14 protein-coding genes are annotated in these 15,681 nt (G+C 34.0%); all 14 read left to right on the forward strand.

Annotated features, from left to right (window positions below; genetic code table 11):
• The first annotated feature begins 295 nt into the window (after positions 1-295).
• Positions 296-1,342, forward strand: a complete 1,047-nt coding sequence (locus AB4114_RS10140) for a Wzz/FepE/Etk N-terminal domain-containing protein (RefSeq protein ID WP_441988346.1) — start codon at positions 296-298, stop codon at positions 1,340-1,342.
• Between the two features lie 172 nt (positions 1,343-1,514).
• Positions 1,515-2,696, forward strand: coding sequence for an MATE family efflux transporter (locus AB4114_RS10145; RefSeq protein WP_441988347.1), 1,182 nt, complete (start codon positions 1,515-1,517; stop codon positions 2,694-2,696).
• 48 nt (positions 2,697-2,744) lie between these two features.
• Complete coding sequence (locus AB4114_RS10150; RefSeq protein WP_441988348.1) at positions 2,745-3,887, forward strand: glycosyltransferase family 4 protein; 1,143 nt, start codon at positions 2,745-2,747, stop codon at positions 3,885-3,887.
• Positions 3,884-5,020, forward strand: coding sequence for a glycosyltransferase family 4 protein (locus AB4114_RS10155; protein ID WP_441988349.1), 1,137 nt, complete (start codon positions 3,884-3,886; stop codon positions 5,018-5,020). Before AB4114_RS10150 ends, AB4114_RS10155 begins: the two co-directional genes overlap by 4 nt.
• On the forward strand, positions 5,017-6,252 hold the full coding sequence (locus AB4114_RS10160; protein ID WP_441988350.1) for a hypothetical protein: 1,236 nt from the start codon (positions 5,017-5,019) through the stop codon (positions 6,250-6,252). Before AB4114_RS10155 ends, AB4114_RS10160 begins: the two co-directional genes overlap by 4 nt.
• A 25-nt stretch (positions 6,253-6,277) precedes the next feature.
• A complete protein-coding gene (locus AB4114_RS10165) occupies positions 6,278-7,366 on the forward strand; it encodes a glycosyltransferase family 4 protein (protein WP_441988351.1) in 1,089 nt (362 codons plus the stop codon).
• Complete coding sequence (locus tag AB4114_RS10170) at positions 7,363-8,499, forward strand: glycosyltransferase family 4 protein (RefSeq protein ID WP_441988352.1); 1,137 nt, start codon at positions 7,363-7,365, stop codon at positions 8,497-8,499. Before AB4114_RS10165 ends, AB4114_RS10170 begins: the two co-directional genes overlap by 4 nt.
• Before the next feature lie 21 nt (positions 8,500-8,520).
• A complete protein-coding gene (gene gmd / locus AB4114_RS10175; RefSeq protein ID WP_441988353.1) occupies positions 8,521-9,489 on the forward strand; it encodes a GDP-mannose 4,6-dehydratase in 969 nt (322 codons plus the stop codon).
• Positions 9,490-9,506: 17 nt separating this feature from the next.
• The gene (locus AB4114_RS10180; protein ID WP_441988354.1) at positions 9,507-10,436 is read left to right on the forward strand and encodes a GDP-mannose 4,6-dehydratase; all 930 of its coding nucleotides are present in this window, start codon (positions 9,507-9,509) and stop codon (positions 10,434-10,436) included.
• Positions 10,437-10,476: 40 nt separating this feature from the next.
• The gene (locus tag AB4114_RS10185; RefSeq protein ID WP_441988355.1) at positions 10,477-11,841 is read left to right on the forward strand and encodes a sugar phosphate nucleotidyltransferase; all 1,365 of its coding nucleotides are present in this window, start codon (positions 10,477-10,479) and stop codon (positions 11,839-11,841) included.
• Between the two features lie 32 nt (positions 11,842-11,873).
• On the forward strand, positions 11,874-13,280 hold the full coding sequence (locus AB4114_RS10190; protein ID WP_441988356.1) for an undecaprenyl-phosphate glucose phosphotransferase: 1,407 nt from the start codon (positions 11,874-11,876) through the stop codon (positions 13,278-13,280).
• Between the two features lie 213 nt (positions 13,281-13,493).
• Entirely contained in the window at positions 13,494-13,619 is a 126-nt protein-coding gene (locus AB4114_RS10195) for a hypothetical protein (protein WP_268796177.1), read from the forward strand.
• 166 nt (positions 13,620-13,785) lie between these two features.
• On the forward strand, positions 13,786-14,331 hold the full coding sequence (rfbC, locus tag AB4114_RS10200) for a dTDP-4-dehydrorhamnose 3,5-epimerase (RefSeq protein WP_441988357.1): 546 nt from the start codon (positions 13,786-13,788) through the stop codon (positions 14,329-14,331).
• A gap of 97 nt (positions 14,332-14,428) precedes the next feature.
• Positions 14,429-15,610 carry a LolA family protein gene (locus AB4114_RS10205; protein WP_441988358.1) on the forward strand — a complete coding sequence of 394 codons (1,182 nt, stop codon included), beginning with the start codon at positions 14,429-14,431 and terminating at the stop codon, positions 15,608-15,610.
• The last annotated feature ends 71 nt before the right edge of the window (positions 15,611-15,681 follow it).

Raw genomic sequence — 15,681 nt, forward strand, 5'->3', positions numbered from 1 at the left:
GTAACAGTTTCGAAATTGATTAGAATTGTAGGGGACAGAGCTAAAAAGAATTGTCCAATAGTTTAATTACTAAAAATCGTGAAACCTTGTCTTTTTTACTAGTTAATTCGACAAAATTTTATATAAGAAACGCCTTTTTTAGCGAAATTTTATGATTCCAAATGACAAAACTTTGCAAGGGTATAGCAATTGAGTTAACATTAGAATCTAACGATTAGAGAATTATTTTTAGATCTCCTCTTATCATCTGAAGTAAAGAAACTTTTTAAATACACAACAAAGGGGAAGAATACAAATGCAAGAGGAAATAAGTCTGAGAGAAGTTATTAAAATAACCTGGCGTGGAAAATGGGTAATTATCCTAGGTACTATTTTTCTAATGTCAGTAACAGGTTTTTTTTGTTTTTTTATACTTGACCCAACATATGAGGCAGCAACTACAGTAATGGTTAACAACCAAATAAATGAAAAACAACAGCAAACGGTAAAAAAAGAACTCGCTCCTTTTGTTGAACAAGTTAAAAACAGCTTCTTTTTAGACAAAATTATGAATGAAATGCAATTGGACCCTCAAAAATATACTTTAGATGCCTTGCGTGAGAGTATCAATGTAGAGACAATTAAGGACTCTAATTTCATCCGAGTAAAAGTAAAAGGCAGTGAACCGAAAATTATAACAAATATTGCTAATGTTATTAGTTATGAACTTTCTTCTTTGATTGAGATTTCATCTAGTATGGATTTAATTGTAAATGCTAATAAAGATTTAATGGAAACAGAAGATCAATTGAAAATTTACCAAAATCAACTTGACTCGGCATTAAAGATGCTTGAAACAACTCCAGATAAATTGAATACAGAAAAGTCACTTGCTGGAGACCCATATCTACAATCTGTATTAAAAGATTTAAGTGGTTTAAGTAATAAGAGTCTTGGTTCTTTACAGCTTAATAATGAAGAAATCAATCCTATTTATATAGGACTAAAATCAAAAGTTTCTGAACTTTCCATAGAAGTATCTAAATTGCAAACAGAAAAACAAAACTTTAAAGCCAGAATTTCATCAAATCAAGCAATAATCGCAGAGCGACAAAAACAAATAAAAGAAATAGATTTAAATTTAACCAATACTTTAAATGGCAATGAAAACAATAATAATGCAATATTAATTACACCGGCGATAGAGCCTAAGATGCCACTCACTCAAGGGAAATTGTTAACATTAATTTTTGCTGGGTTAGCAGGTATTGTATGTAGTTTATTCCTAGTTTTTTTCAGAGAATACTGGAAAAATAGTAATAATCGTTTAGAAGTCCGACAAGTCGATAAAAATGTGGAGTAAAATAAAGGTGGTGATTTGAATTTTTTGTAAATTTACACATTTAATACTACGAAAAATACCAAGTCACCTAATTGTAGCAGGATCTGCTTGGATAAGTCGAGTCATTATAGCAATAATTCAATTACTAATTATACGTGTTATTATAGAGGGATTAGGATATGAGAATTATGCTGTGTTTGCCTTACTTACAAGTTTAACTGGATGGTATTTACTAGTTGACATTGGATTAGGGTACAGTTTACAAAATCATATTTCTGAACGGAGAGCAAAGGAACAATCTTACTTAGATCTCATATTTGTTACTGCAATTATTGCCTTAATTATTATGGTGTTAGCAATCGTTTTACTTTTCTATTCAAGTCAATATATAGCGCCGATTCTTTTGAAAAATTTTGAAGTTATGAAAGATTATGAAAAATCACAATATTTTTTTGTGGTAGGAATACTATTTATAATAGCAACTATTGGCGGAATAGCATATAAAATTTGGTATGCACAGCATAAAGGATATTTTTCAAATATAATCCCAGCTTTATCATATATAATCGCATTTTTGGGGATTTACTGGGTATTGAATAGTGGTAATAATGATTTCTCTGATAAATTACTTTGGTGTTTTATTTTTTATATAGGGCCTCCAGCACTTCTTTCTATAATTTCATTTATCCTACAAATTATTAAGTATTTAAAAACATATTTTAAACAAGGATTAACAATTAATTTTTTAGCAACAGTAAAAAGTCTCATGAATAAGGCATTTCATTTTTGGGTAATATCAATTATGGCTGCCGGTGTGCTGCAAATAGATTATATTGTTATGTCTCAAAAAATAAATGCAGATGAGATCGTCATATATAATGTAACCACAAAGATCTTCTTATTGATAGCTTTTATTTATAATGCTGTCTTGATGGCTCTTTGGCCAGTTTGTGCTGAGTTAATTGCAAAATCTAAGTGGGCTGGTGTAATAACTCATATAAAAAAAAATATTATAATTGGCCTTTTTTTTACTATGGTTTCTACTTTAATAATTATTGTATTTAATAGTTTCATAATTAATATTCTTTCACCAAGTGAGCACTTAATAGTTCCAGTGAAATTCATTGTTTTAATGGGATGTTATCAACTTATTAGAGTGTGGGCGGATACATTTGCTATGATATTACAAAGTATGAGTGATATGCGTCCATTTTGGATTTGGGTACCTGTCCAAGCTGTAGTATGCTTTGTTTTACAATGGGCACTTTCCCCGATTTTCGGTATCAATGGAATTCTTATTGGACTAATAGGATCGTATGTTTTAACAGTTGTGTGGTCATTTCCTCGTGCAGTTTTTCATCATATAAAAAAGTGAGCATATTACCAAGAAAATGTAATATTGACTAAATTAATGGAGGTTACAATGACTCGGCTTATGTTTATAAGTGCAGAAGAAAATTTTAGTGGTGGAGAAACAGTTCTTCTTAATTTTGCTCACCAATTTTCCATTGATCCAAATTTTGAGGTTGATATGCTTGTTAAAGACTCAAGTGTTTTATCAAAGAAGTTAATTAAAGAAGTAAAATATAATAATATAAATTTACTAGAATCAACGTATTTCCAACGAATTTCCGAGAGTTCTGCCTTAAAGTACTTAATTTCCATTTTTATAGGTAACTATAAATTATTAAAATTAATTATTCGCAGAAAGCCCGATGTAGTTATTTATAATGGAATTGGACCAAGTATATACGGAATATTAACCAAGTTATTTACATTCAAAAAAGTAATTGTTATTCATCATAATATAAAAATTAATAGACTCTATGAATTGTATGCAAAATATTTAATTGGCCTTGATATATTCGTTTGTGTATCAAATGCTGTGAAGAAAAGTATTGAGTCTAAATTAAATGAAAAAAAACTGAGAGTAGTATATAACGGCGTCGATATAATTAATAAATCATATTCTGAAAAGTTTGATCAACCCCAAAACATTCGATTAGTAATGGCAGGACATATAACAAGATGGAAAGGATTCCATATTTTTTTAGAGGCAATTAAAATATTAAGAGAAAAAAAAGGGKGGTTATCTAACGAAGTTCTATTTGAAATTCTTGGTGAACCTTGGACTGTCGATGAAAAAGAATATTACGATGAATTAAATAAGTACGTAATAACTAATTCGCTCTCTAGTCATGTAAAATTTCTTGGTTTTTTGCCATTGGTAGAATTATTGCCTGATATGCATTATTTAATTCATGCATCAATTGAGCCAGAACCTCTAGGGATGGTTTTAATAGAAGGAATGCAATATGGTTGTATTGTACTAGCCTCTAATAGTGGTGGAGCTCCTGAAATTATTACCCAAGGAAAAGATGGTTTTTTATATACGCCTGGGGATTCAAAAGAACTTGCAGATTTGTTAGAAAGATTAATTTATCACACAGACAAAACTGATTTGTATAAAATTTCTTTAAATGCTATGGATACAATTAATGAAAGATTTAATTCTATTAATCAAACTTCTGCATATAAGGAAATTATTGAGGAGATATTATTATGAAAAAAGGATATGAAAAGCGTACAATTGCGATCGATGCAAGATGCTTGACTATCCATAAGACAGGTATTCAAACATATGTAATTGAACTTGTAAAAAGACTGGTTAAGGAATTTAACATTACATTGTATACACATAAGAATCTACATCCGAGTTGTTCTATTAATTTGGCAAAAGAAGTGAACTTAGTAATAAAAGTAGTAGATAATTTCTTATCTTTCTATGGAACGGTGTGGGCTCAATTATCTCTTCCAGTTTTAATAAGGAATGATCAACCGGATTTTTTCTGGAGCCCTGATCATACATTGCCATTTATTTCACAGTTTTTTATCCGGAAAAAAACAAAACTTATTGTCACTGTACATGATCTAGCATACTTAGAAGTTCCGCAATATGTGACTAAGTTAAATTGGTTAAATAACAAATTATTTCTCAAATCTTCTGTTCAAATGGCTGACTTAGTTCTAGTAGACTCAAATACAACTATGGAAGCGGTAAAAACTAATTTTAGTAAAATTAGAAATATTGAATTGTTGTATATTGGATATACCGCTAGGGAATACAAACAGAAGGTTGAGGTTATTCAAAAATATGACTTGCGAAAAAAGAACTATTTTCTTTTTGTTGGTAATTTAGAAGGCAAAAAGAATTTATTAAGAGCTGTCCAAGCATTTGAACTCGTATCTTCAGAAATGAAAAATATGGTTTTCGCTATTGTGGGTGGAAAAGGCTGGAAGGCAGATGAAGAACGCGAATATTTTAAAACATTAGAGAACAAAGGTTTGTTGCGTATTATTGGCTATGTATCTGATGATGAGTTGGCGACACTTTATAATGATAGTTTTGCATTTATTTTTCCATCGATTTATGAAGGTTTTGGCATACCACCATTAGAAGCAATGTCATACGGAATTCCAGTAATTGCGTCAAATGCGTCTACGATTCCGGAAGTATGTGGAGATGCTGCGTTATACTTCGATCCTTTTAACATTAATTCTATTAAAGAAATCATGGAAGTCTTATATAAAGACCCAATAGTCTACAACCAACTTTCAGTTGCTGGAAAAATAAGATGTAAAATGTTCTCATGGGATGAATCATTTGTTCGTTTTGTTGACTTGGTGAATAAGTTATGAGAACACAGAATAAAATTTTAAATTTATTAATAACAACGGTTCTTATATTCGGCATGTTCTATACATCTTATAGATATCCTTTTATGATAAATGATTCAACTACAAGTCCTTATTATAGTGATACCCCTAAATGGCTAGCAGTTGGTAAATATTTATTTTTTGGTTTTCTCTTGTTATATGTAATTTCTTACAAATTATTGAATAAACAAGAACTGATAATATATAGGCCACTGTATTTACTTTCCTATATGACTCTTTCAGTCGTTCCAATGTTTTACGGTTTGATGATAAAAGATTTTATGTTAGTCGAAACAGGTGTGTTTTTTTTGATACCAGCTGGATTACATTTATTCAGTAGTAACTACTTTTCTTACCAGAAACTTAATAAAATAATTGTATTTATTATCTATATTGCGATTGCTTCGGAAGTAATTCAATTATTACTATTTTTACTATTTAATCGTCTGCCAGCTTTAGCTTATGATAATTCAATATCTGTTCGTTTTGGAAGTTTTCTAGATGATCCTAATGGATTTGGGGTATTATTAGCATTTTTTATTGGGTTCTCATTTTCATTTTTTAAAGGAATAAAAAGAACCCTATTATTAAGTTTACTATTTATATTTCTTATACTTACACAATCATTAACAGCAATAATGTCAGTTATTCTTGCTGTTATAATTTTTATTATTATATTTTATATAAGGTTTCTAAGACTTATAGCTAAAATAATGATAAAAACAATTATCCCTATTGTGACTATTTTGATTGTAATTGGTATTCTTCAATATAAGAAGATTATAGAGATTTACAATAAATTTCTGGAAACAAAAATCGGCAGTATTTCACAACATTTAGATGTATTGGATATTGTCGGTAGATTAAAACCAATTCAATTAATCGGACTCGAACCTAAGGGATGGATTGGGGAATCGGGATATATCAATATCTTAGGCAACTTTGGGGTTGTTTATTTAATGTTATATATAATGGTTGGACTCTTTGCAATATATAAGTACTATAGAGTTATAAATGACAAGCAGTTTCCAACTGAGAGAAAAGCGTTTGCTTCAGGGGCTTTCCTTTTTCTAATAACAACCTATATAGCGACCGCTAACTTGCCTTTCGACCAAATATTTCCTATAAATCTTTTTCTAACACTAGTTCTCGGATTATCATCATCGGATATTTTATTTGGAAATAATAACTCAAAATCTGTAGTGAAAAAATAGATAAAGGATGAGGAGGTACTCATGAATGAAAGTGATAACTATTGACGTACGAATGTTACATTCATCTGGAATAGGTACCTATATTAGAAATCTTATCCCTCTAATAGTTGAATCTTTTCCAGAAATCAAATTTAACCTTCTAGGTAAAATAAGTGAAATTAACCAATACTCTTGGTCTAAAAGTAAAAATATTAATTTAATTGATTGCCGATCACCAATATATTCTATAAATGAACAATTGGAAATGTTTCGAAAAGTCCCAAGAGATACACTGCTTTTTTGGTCTCCTCATTATAATATTCCATTATTTTATAAAGGTAAGATGTTAGTCACCGTACATGATGTAGCTCACTTGGCTATGCCTGATTTAGTGAAAGGCATTCATAAAAGAATTTATGCAAAACTAATGTTTAAAGTGTTAAAATATAAAGCTAGTGCAATTATATGTGATTCACATTTTACACAAATGGAATTAAATAAACAAGTTGGCCCCGATAAGCAAAAGGTTCATACTATTCATATCGGTGTAGATAAATCATGGTTCAATGTTACAAAAGTTCAAAATCCATATTCAAAGCCTTATTTATTATATGTAGGAAATGTGAAACCTAACAAAAATCTTTCGGGTTTGCTTCAAGCGTTTGAAGTTACTATTGATAAGTATCCACAAGATCTAGTTATTTTAGGTAAAAAGGAAGGGTTTATTACAGGGGATGAAGCAGTTGCGAAAATGGCTGGAAGATTGGGTGGAAGAGTCCACTTTACTGGTTTTGTAGAAGAGGATATTTTAAAACAATACTTTGCACATGCGGATATGCTAGTATTTCCATCTCTATATGAGGGTTTTGGGTTACCGCCATTAGAAGCAATGGCTTCAGAATGTCCAGTAGTAGTATCTAGTGCAGCGTCCCTACCCGAGGTTTGTGGTGATGCAGCTTTATATTGCGATCCCTTCAACCCAATGGATATTGCAAATAAAATTGARAAGTTATTAAATGATAAATCATATAAGGATTTAATTGTGAAAAAAGGAAAAGAGCATGCAAAAAAATATACTTGGGAAAAATGTGCTAAGGAAACAATTGCCATTATAAAGGAGGTAATAGCAAAATGAAAATCGCTATCGTCCATGAATGGCTCGTAACCTATGCAGGTTCAGAAAGAGTATTGGAGCAAATGTTGCTTATTTTTCCAGATGCCGATTTATTCAGCTTGGTAGATTTTTTACCTTCAAATCAACGTGAATTTATTCAAAATAAACCAGTAACAACATCTTTTATCCAAACGCTGCCTTTTGCAAAGAAGAAATACCGACAATACTTACCTTTGATGCCTCTCGCTGTGGAACAGTTCGATTTGTCAAAATATGATTTGATAATTTCTAGTTCACATGCTGTTGCAAAAGGAGTACTAACAGGACCAGATCAATTACATTTATGTATGTGCTATTCGCCAATTCGATATGCATGGGATTTACAACATCAATATTTAAAAGAATCTGGTTTGACAAGTGGCATTAAATCATGGGCGGCTAAATGGATGTTGAATCAAATTCGCCAATGGGATTATAGAACAGCAAATGGCGTTGATGAATTCATTGCAATTTCGCGCTTTATTGAACGTCGAATTTGGAAAGTATATAGACGTAAGTCCAATGTCATCTACCCTCCAGTAGATATTGATGCTTTCACCTTTAATGATAATAAGGATGAGTTTTATTTGACTTCCTCTAGGATGGTCCCGTATAAAAAAATCGACTTGATCGTAGAAGCTTTTTCGCAAATGCCTAATAAGAAATTAGTAGTAATTGGTGAGGGACCTGATTATAAAAAAATTTTATCTAAAGCAGGACCCAACGTTATTTTAATGGGTTATCAATCTTTTGATGTACTTAAGAATCATATGCAGCGAGCAAAAGCATTTGTTTTTGCTGCAGAAGAGGATTTTGGAATCGCACCATTGGAAGCTCAGGCATGTGGGACCCCAGTTATTGCTTATGGTAAAGGTGGAGCTCTAGAGACTATTAATGGGATATTTGAATCACTAGTGCCTACTGGAGTCTTTTTTAAAGAGCAGACAGTATCATCCATAATAGATGCTGTACAGATATTCGAGAGAGAGAGTCACAACATTACACCAGAAGCTTGTAGAGAAAATGCTCTTCGGTTTTCTTCGGAAAGATTCCAAGTAGAATTTAGAAATTTTGTGAACAAACAAGTTAGTTTGTTTCTTGAATCTAATAATTAATTTAATAAGGAGAAAACTTATATGAAAACTGCTTTAATTACTGGAATTACAGGTCAAGATGGATCTTATTTAGCGAGATTGTTGTTGGAAAAAGGATATAAAGTATATGGTCTCATGGCACGAAGAAGTACAAGTACCATATGGAGATTAGAATTTTTGAACATAGAAAAAGAAATAGAATTAATTGAAGGCGATTTGACTGATTTATCTTCGATAATAAGGGCTTTAGTAAAATCTGAAGCAAACGAAGTCTATAATTTAGGTGCACAAAGTTTTGTTGCTACATCTTGGGAACAACCAATACTGACTGCAGATGTAACAGCAGTTGGTGTTGTAAATGTGTTAGAGGCTATTCGACTAACAGATCCTTCGATTAGATTTTATCAGGCCTCTACTAGTGAGATGTTTGGACTAATTCAAGAAGAGAAACAGTCTGAAAAAACACCGTTTTATCCTAGAAGTCCTTATGGAGTAGCAAAACTTTATGGTCATTGGATTACAGTTAATTATAGAGAAAGTTTTAATATACATGCATCCAGTGGAATTCTTTTTAATCATGAATCCCCTCTCCGCGGAATTGAGTTTGTTACTAGAAAGGTTACAGATGCTGTAGCAAAAATTAAATTAGGAAAACAAAATGAGCTTCGATTAGGTAACATTGATGCAAAACGTGATTGGGGATTTGCTGGAGATTATGTGGAAGCTATGTGGCTAATGCTACAACAACAGGAAGCAGACGACTATGTAATAGCAACTGGAAAAACTACAACAGTAAGAGATATGTGTAATATTGCTTTTGATTACGTAGGTTTAAAGTATGAAGATTACGTTATCATTGATCCGAAATTTTATAGACCTGCAGAAGTGGATGTTTTACTAGGCGATCCTACAAAAGCAGAAGTTAAACTAGAATGGCAAGCTAAGACGAGTTTAGAAACTCTTATACAGATGATGGTTGATGCCGATTTAGATAGAATTAAGAAATTTTAGGGAATAGAGGGGCTCTAATGCGAGTTTTTGTTACTGGAGCAAATGGTTTTGTTGGAAGACATCTTGTCCCTCTGCTGGTAAAAAAAGAACACCAAGTATTTGTTGGAGTTCGTAGTAATTTGGACCATTACGATAGCACAGTTACAAAGGTATTGTATAATTTGGTCGATAATGAAATAGGATCACTTATTAATAAGATAAAACCCGAAGCAATCATACATCTTGCGGCTCAAAGTTTAGTAAAAAAAGCTTGGGAATCACCAACGCATACGTTTATGGAAAACACTATTGGAACTATTCAATTAATAGAAGCAGTTAAAAAGTTTGCTCCTAATGCAAAAATAATTACCATTGGGTCAAGCGAAGAATATGGTTTATCTGGGCTTTTAGGCGAACCTTTAACTGAAGAACATCCTTGTATGCCTCAAAATCCTTATGCAATAAGCAAATATGCCGCAGGGCAAACTTCCATTAGTTTAGCGCGAAAAGATGGATTAAACTTGATTCACATCAGGCCATTTAATCATTTTGGTCCTGAACAGAGAATAGGTTTTGTAATAAGTGATTTTGCATCGCAAATTGCACTTATTGAAAAACTATCTGGCCCCTCCTTGATTAAAGTAGGAGATTTAAGTGCAAAGAGGGATTTTACTGATGTGCGAGATGTAATTAATGCATATTTGGCTGTATTAGAAAACGATGTTCAAACTGGAGTATACAATGTCTGTTCAGGGCAACCAAGGGCAATCCAAGAAATATTAAATATTATGATAAAAGACTCAAAAATTAAGATTGATGTAGAAGTCGATCAAGAAAAGTTCAGACCTTCTGAAGTACCAATATTTATTGGATCAGCAGAAAAGATTCAAATAGCTACAGGGTGGAAACCTGAGAGAAATTTCGAAGAAAGCTTATTTGAAACACTTGAGTGGTGGCGTCAGAGATGAAATTTATTAATATATTATTCATATTTTTAGGAGTGGAAGAATGAAATTAGTATTACTCTCTGGTGGTTCAGGTAAACGGCTATGGCCTCTTTCAAATGATTCTAGATCAAAACAATTTCTCAAAGTTTTACAAAATAATGATGGTCATATGGAGTCAATGGTACAACGCGTATGGAGACAACTTGAACGAGTAAACCTTAAAGATTCTGCAGTTGTCGCAACGAGCAAATCGCAACTAGATATGATAACCAATCAGCTTGGTATTGAAGTACCTTTGATTGTGGAACCTGAGAGACGTGACACATTTCCTGCGATTGCCTTAGCAGCAACATATATTTATTCAAAAGGTGTCAATCTAGACGAGGTAATAGTTGTGTTACCAGTGGACCCATACGTAGAAGAAGGTTTTTTTAATAAAATTAAAGAAATGGAAGATGCTCTTAATTCTACACAAGCTAATATAGCTTTGTTAGGAGTTATTCCATCATATCCTTCAGAGAAATATGGATATATTGTTCCTGAAAGTCAAGAGGAGACTAGTACATTTTTAAAAGTAAGTCATTTTAAAGAAAAACCGACTGAATCACAAGCAATTGAATTGATAAATCAAAAAGCTCTATGGAATTGTGGTGTATTTGGATTTAAATTAGATTATATTATCTCTCTGCTTCTCGATAAAGGATTTCCGATAAAATATGAAGAATTGTTAAAAAAGTATAGTTTACTTCCCAAAATTAGTTTTGATTACGAAGTTGTTGAAAATGCTAAACAAATAGTAACACTTTCATATGACGGATTTTGGAAAGATCTAGGTACTTGGAATACGTTAACAGAAGAAATGGATACGAATTTATTAGGCAATGGAATTATTAGTAAAGACTCTATTAATACACATATAATAAATGAATTAGATATACCCGTAACAGTACTGGGTTTATCGAATGTTGTAGTTGCTGCGAGTCCAGATGGTATTCTAGTAAGTGAAAAAAATTCAAGTCCTCGAATTAAGGAAATGGATATTAATTTTGATAAACGCCCGATGTATGAAGAAAGAGGATGGGGATGGTATAAAGTCTTAGATTACTCCAAATTTGAAGATAATGAAGTTTTAACGAAACGGATAGGAATAAAAAAAGATAACTATTTAAGTTATCAAAGACACAATAAACGTAAAGAAGTTTGGACTATTATTAGCGGTAATGGGATTGTTGTTTTAAATGAAGAGATAATTCATGTTAATCCTGGAGATGTTATACAGATTCCTGTTGGCGCAAGGCATTCAATTAAAGCAATTACTGAACTTCAATTTATTGAAGTGCAAAACGGTAGTGAGTTAATTGAAGAAGATGTATATCAATTACATTTAACTTGGTTTGATATTATGGAAAATTGTTTCTCTAAGTAGTAGTCTATCTACAAAATGTTTGGGGTGGTCTTATGGTACGAGGAAACCAAAAGTTTTTAACTCAAGTTTATTCTTTTGCTGATTTAATTTTCGTTGAATTGTCCTTCCTTTTTGCATGGTGGTTGAAATTCGAAAGTGATTTAATATCATATGAACCTTTCATTCCATTCAACAAGTATGTCCCTTGGAGTTTTGTATATGGGCTAATCGCTATAGGGTTCGGATACCTCACCTCGCTATATTCTTCCAAACGTAAAAAAAGTTTTTCATTCGAATTCTTTAAAGTGGTTCAGGTTCACATAATTAGTTTGTTAATCCTAGTCAGCATACTATTTTTATTTAAAGAAGTAGATATATCAAGACATTTTTTGGCGATTTTTCTTATAGCAAATATTTCATTTATCCTAATATATCGATATTTTTTAAATATTATTCTTAAATTAATTAGGGCAAAAGGGTATAATAAAAAATTTATATTAATATTAGGAGCAGGTTCTTTAGGTAAAAAGTTTAATAAAAGTCTTGTTCAACATCCAGAACTAGGTTTTGAAGTGATTGGTTTTCTTGATGATTTTCAAAATAAACACGAACTGTTAGAAAATAATATTAAACCTATTTTAGGTAGTATTGATGATCTCGAGATTATTTTGCAAAAAACGCTAGTGGATGAAGTCATTATTGCTCTTCCCCTAGTCGCCTATCAAAAGTATGAGGAAATTGTTAATGTTTGCGAAAAGTATGGAATTAAAGTTATGATTATTCCTGATTTTTTCGATTTTCTTCCAGCGAAACCATATTTCGATAATTTTGCAGGAATGCCCTTAATTAATATTCGTGACATCCCGCTAGACGAAATGGGAAATAAGTTACTGAAGCGTTCGTTTGATATTGTATTTTCGCTTTTAGTAATAATAATGATTTTACCTATATTAATAATAATTGCAGTATTCGTTAAGTTAACGTCTCCTGGCCCAGTGATATTCAGACAAGAAAGAGTAGGACTAAACCGTCGGAAATTTATGATGTATAAATTTCGTAGTATGAAGGCTTTGCCTCCAGAAATTGTTGATACGGGATGGACTATACAAAACGATCCACGCAAAACTAAGTTTGGCTCCTTTTTACGCAAAACAAGTTTAGATGAATTACCGCAGTTTTTTAATGTTCTATTTGGTCATATGAGCGTGGTTGGCCCACGTCCTGAACGACCACATTTTGTTGAACAGTTTAAAGGAGAAATTCCTAAATACATGGTGAAGCATCACATTCGTCCTGGAATCACAGGTTGGGCGCAAAGTAATGGATTACGCGGAGATACATCAATTACAGATCGCATCAAGCATGACATTTTTTACATTGAGAATTGGTCGTTTCTTTTTGACATCAAAATTATATGTAAAACGATAATAAATGGATTCATCAATAAAAATGCATATTAGGTTTTCTCAAACGCATGATTTACCTGTATCAAGGTGATTGAGAAGCGAAGTCATTTTACCAATTCCTTTCTCCGATTTTCAAGTTCAATTGATCACAAAGTTGACAAGTTGCTACACTCAAGTAATAAATTAAATTTTTTAACATCAACCGCATGATTCATCAGCAACTTCCCTATACTATGCAAATACTTAGTATTTATGGAGGTTTTGGGTATGATTGATCATGAAGACGCTTATCAGGATGAACATGTGTCGATCGGCAAGGGATTGATTGTCGGTGTGGTCTTCGGTTCCCTGATTTGGGCAGGTATAATCGCAGGTATCGTATATATATGGTAGATGCATCTCATACATGGAAAAGGCTGCTGGGGCTGTGAAGCTCTTGGTGGCCTTTTTACGCTTGCATAGAGCCCAAACGATAGAGGGAGGTCACTTGTCTATAAACGGTTGTCTGAGGCTTTCTACGACTCTCCTGCATATGCTAGTCAATGAGGTGAGAGGACGTATGAAGATAACGCCAACAGCTTTAGCTGGGCTTGTGATTATTGAACCTGAGGTCCATGCGGACCATCGGGGATTTTTCATGGAAAGCTATCATGCGGCGAAGTTTGCCGTACAGGGGATTACGATAGATTTTGTGCAAGATAATCATTCACTTTCAGAAGAAGTAGGCGTGCTGCGCGGGCTGCATTATCAATTGAACCCACAAGCGCAAACGAAGTTAGTACGAGTAGTCGCGGGTTCGATCTACGATGTGGCTGTAGATATTCGCCCAAGCTCCCCTACATTTGGTCAGTGGGTGGGTGTTACCCTTAGCGCCGGCAATAAGCGTCAGTTGTTAGTTCCACAGGGCTTCGCACACGGGTTCTGTACTTTAGAGCCGAAGACGCAGGTGCTGTACAAGGTGGATGCTTATTATTCGCCGCAGCTTGACCGCGGGATACGGTGGAATGATCCGGCAATCGGGATAGCTTGGCCGACGACGTCACCGATTTTATCAGCAAAGGATGAGAAGCATCCTGTACTGAGGGATGCGTGCATTAATTTTTAAATTCATGTCCAAGCCGTAAGCTTGGCTGCATAATCGAACAAGTCCCCTCATATGCATGTACTATGTTGATGTTAATCATGAGTGAGGGGATGATCGAATGCGCCGGGTCACATGGATGGTAGCAGTGGTAATGTGCGTAGCATTGGTTCTCGCAGGTTGCGGGATGGGTAAAAAGGATGCAGGATCTATCGTAAAGGACTTGGATCATGTGATGGGCAAGTCGAGCAGCTATCAAGCTTCAGGCAGCATGATTCTAAATACAGGGCAGCAGCCGCAGGAGTATCAGGTTGAGGTGGCGTTCTCGCCTGAGCATTTCTACCGGATTTCCCTGACGAATGCCACGAAGGATGTTACTCAAATCGTTTTGCGTAATGAAGAAGGCGTGTTTGTCTTGACGCCGCATTTGAAGAAGAGCTTCCGCTTCCAAAGTGATTGGCCAGAGAATCAAGGTCAAGTGTATCTGTTCCAATCTTTAGCGAAAAGCATCATTGCGGATAATGACCGTCAATTTACGACGGACAAGGATGCCTACGTTTTCGATGTTGCCGCGAATTACCAAAATGAGCAACTATCTCGTCAGAAAATCTGGCTGAATAAGAAAACTCTCGCACCTGCGCAAGTGCAAGTGTCAGATGCGAATCAAAATGTGTTGGTGCAAGTGAATTTCACGAATTTTGAATTTGATACGAAGTTCGATAAGGATTATTTCCAAATGGAGCGTAACATGACGAGCTGGAATTTGCAGCAAACAATGCCTACGTCAGCTGACGTTGCGGTGACAGATGGGGTTCACCCGGCAGCAACTGGGGACAAATCGGTAACGGACAAAAACCTGTCCGCGACAGGTGGTCAATCCGATCAATCCAAAGCCACAGGCACTACGGCGAAACCAGATGCGACGAAAACCGCACCAGCAGCTGCCAAAGCCCAAAGTATTGGTATTGTTGAGCCGTACTACTTGCCTAAGGATGTTGTGAAGCAGGACATCAGTGATATGAAGTTTGGTGAGGATGCCGCTGTACTTTTACGATATAAAGGGAAATACAACTTCAATTTGATTGAGGTTAGACCTCAAGCCAAATCGGTTTCATTGCCACCAGGAGACATCGTTGATCTCGGATTCACGGTTGGTGTGATCACAGGGAATGGCTCGAAGGATGAGCCTAGAACGCTGACTTGGACGAACGATGGTGTTGAGTTCCGGATGTTTACGGGCGATATGCCAGTGAATGAAATGATTCAAGTTGCGATGGCAACGGATGGACAGTCCGGGAAATAAGTTCGTTTTTATTTAAAATTTTAATCAATAAGAGAAGGCTCTGCATCCTAGTGGTGCAGGGTTTTTTCTCA

The sequence above is a fragment of the Paenibacillus sp. 2RAB27 genome, from assembly GCF_052115445.1.
Taxonomy (GTDB): domain Bacteria; phylum Bacillota; class Bacilli; order Paenibacillales; family NBRC-103111; genus Paenibacillus_E.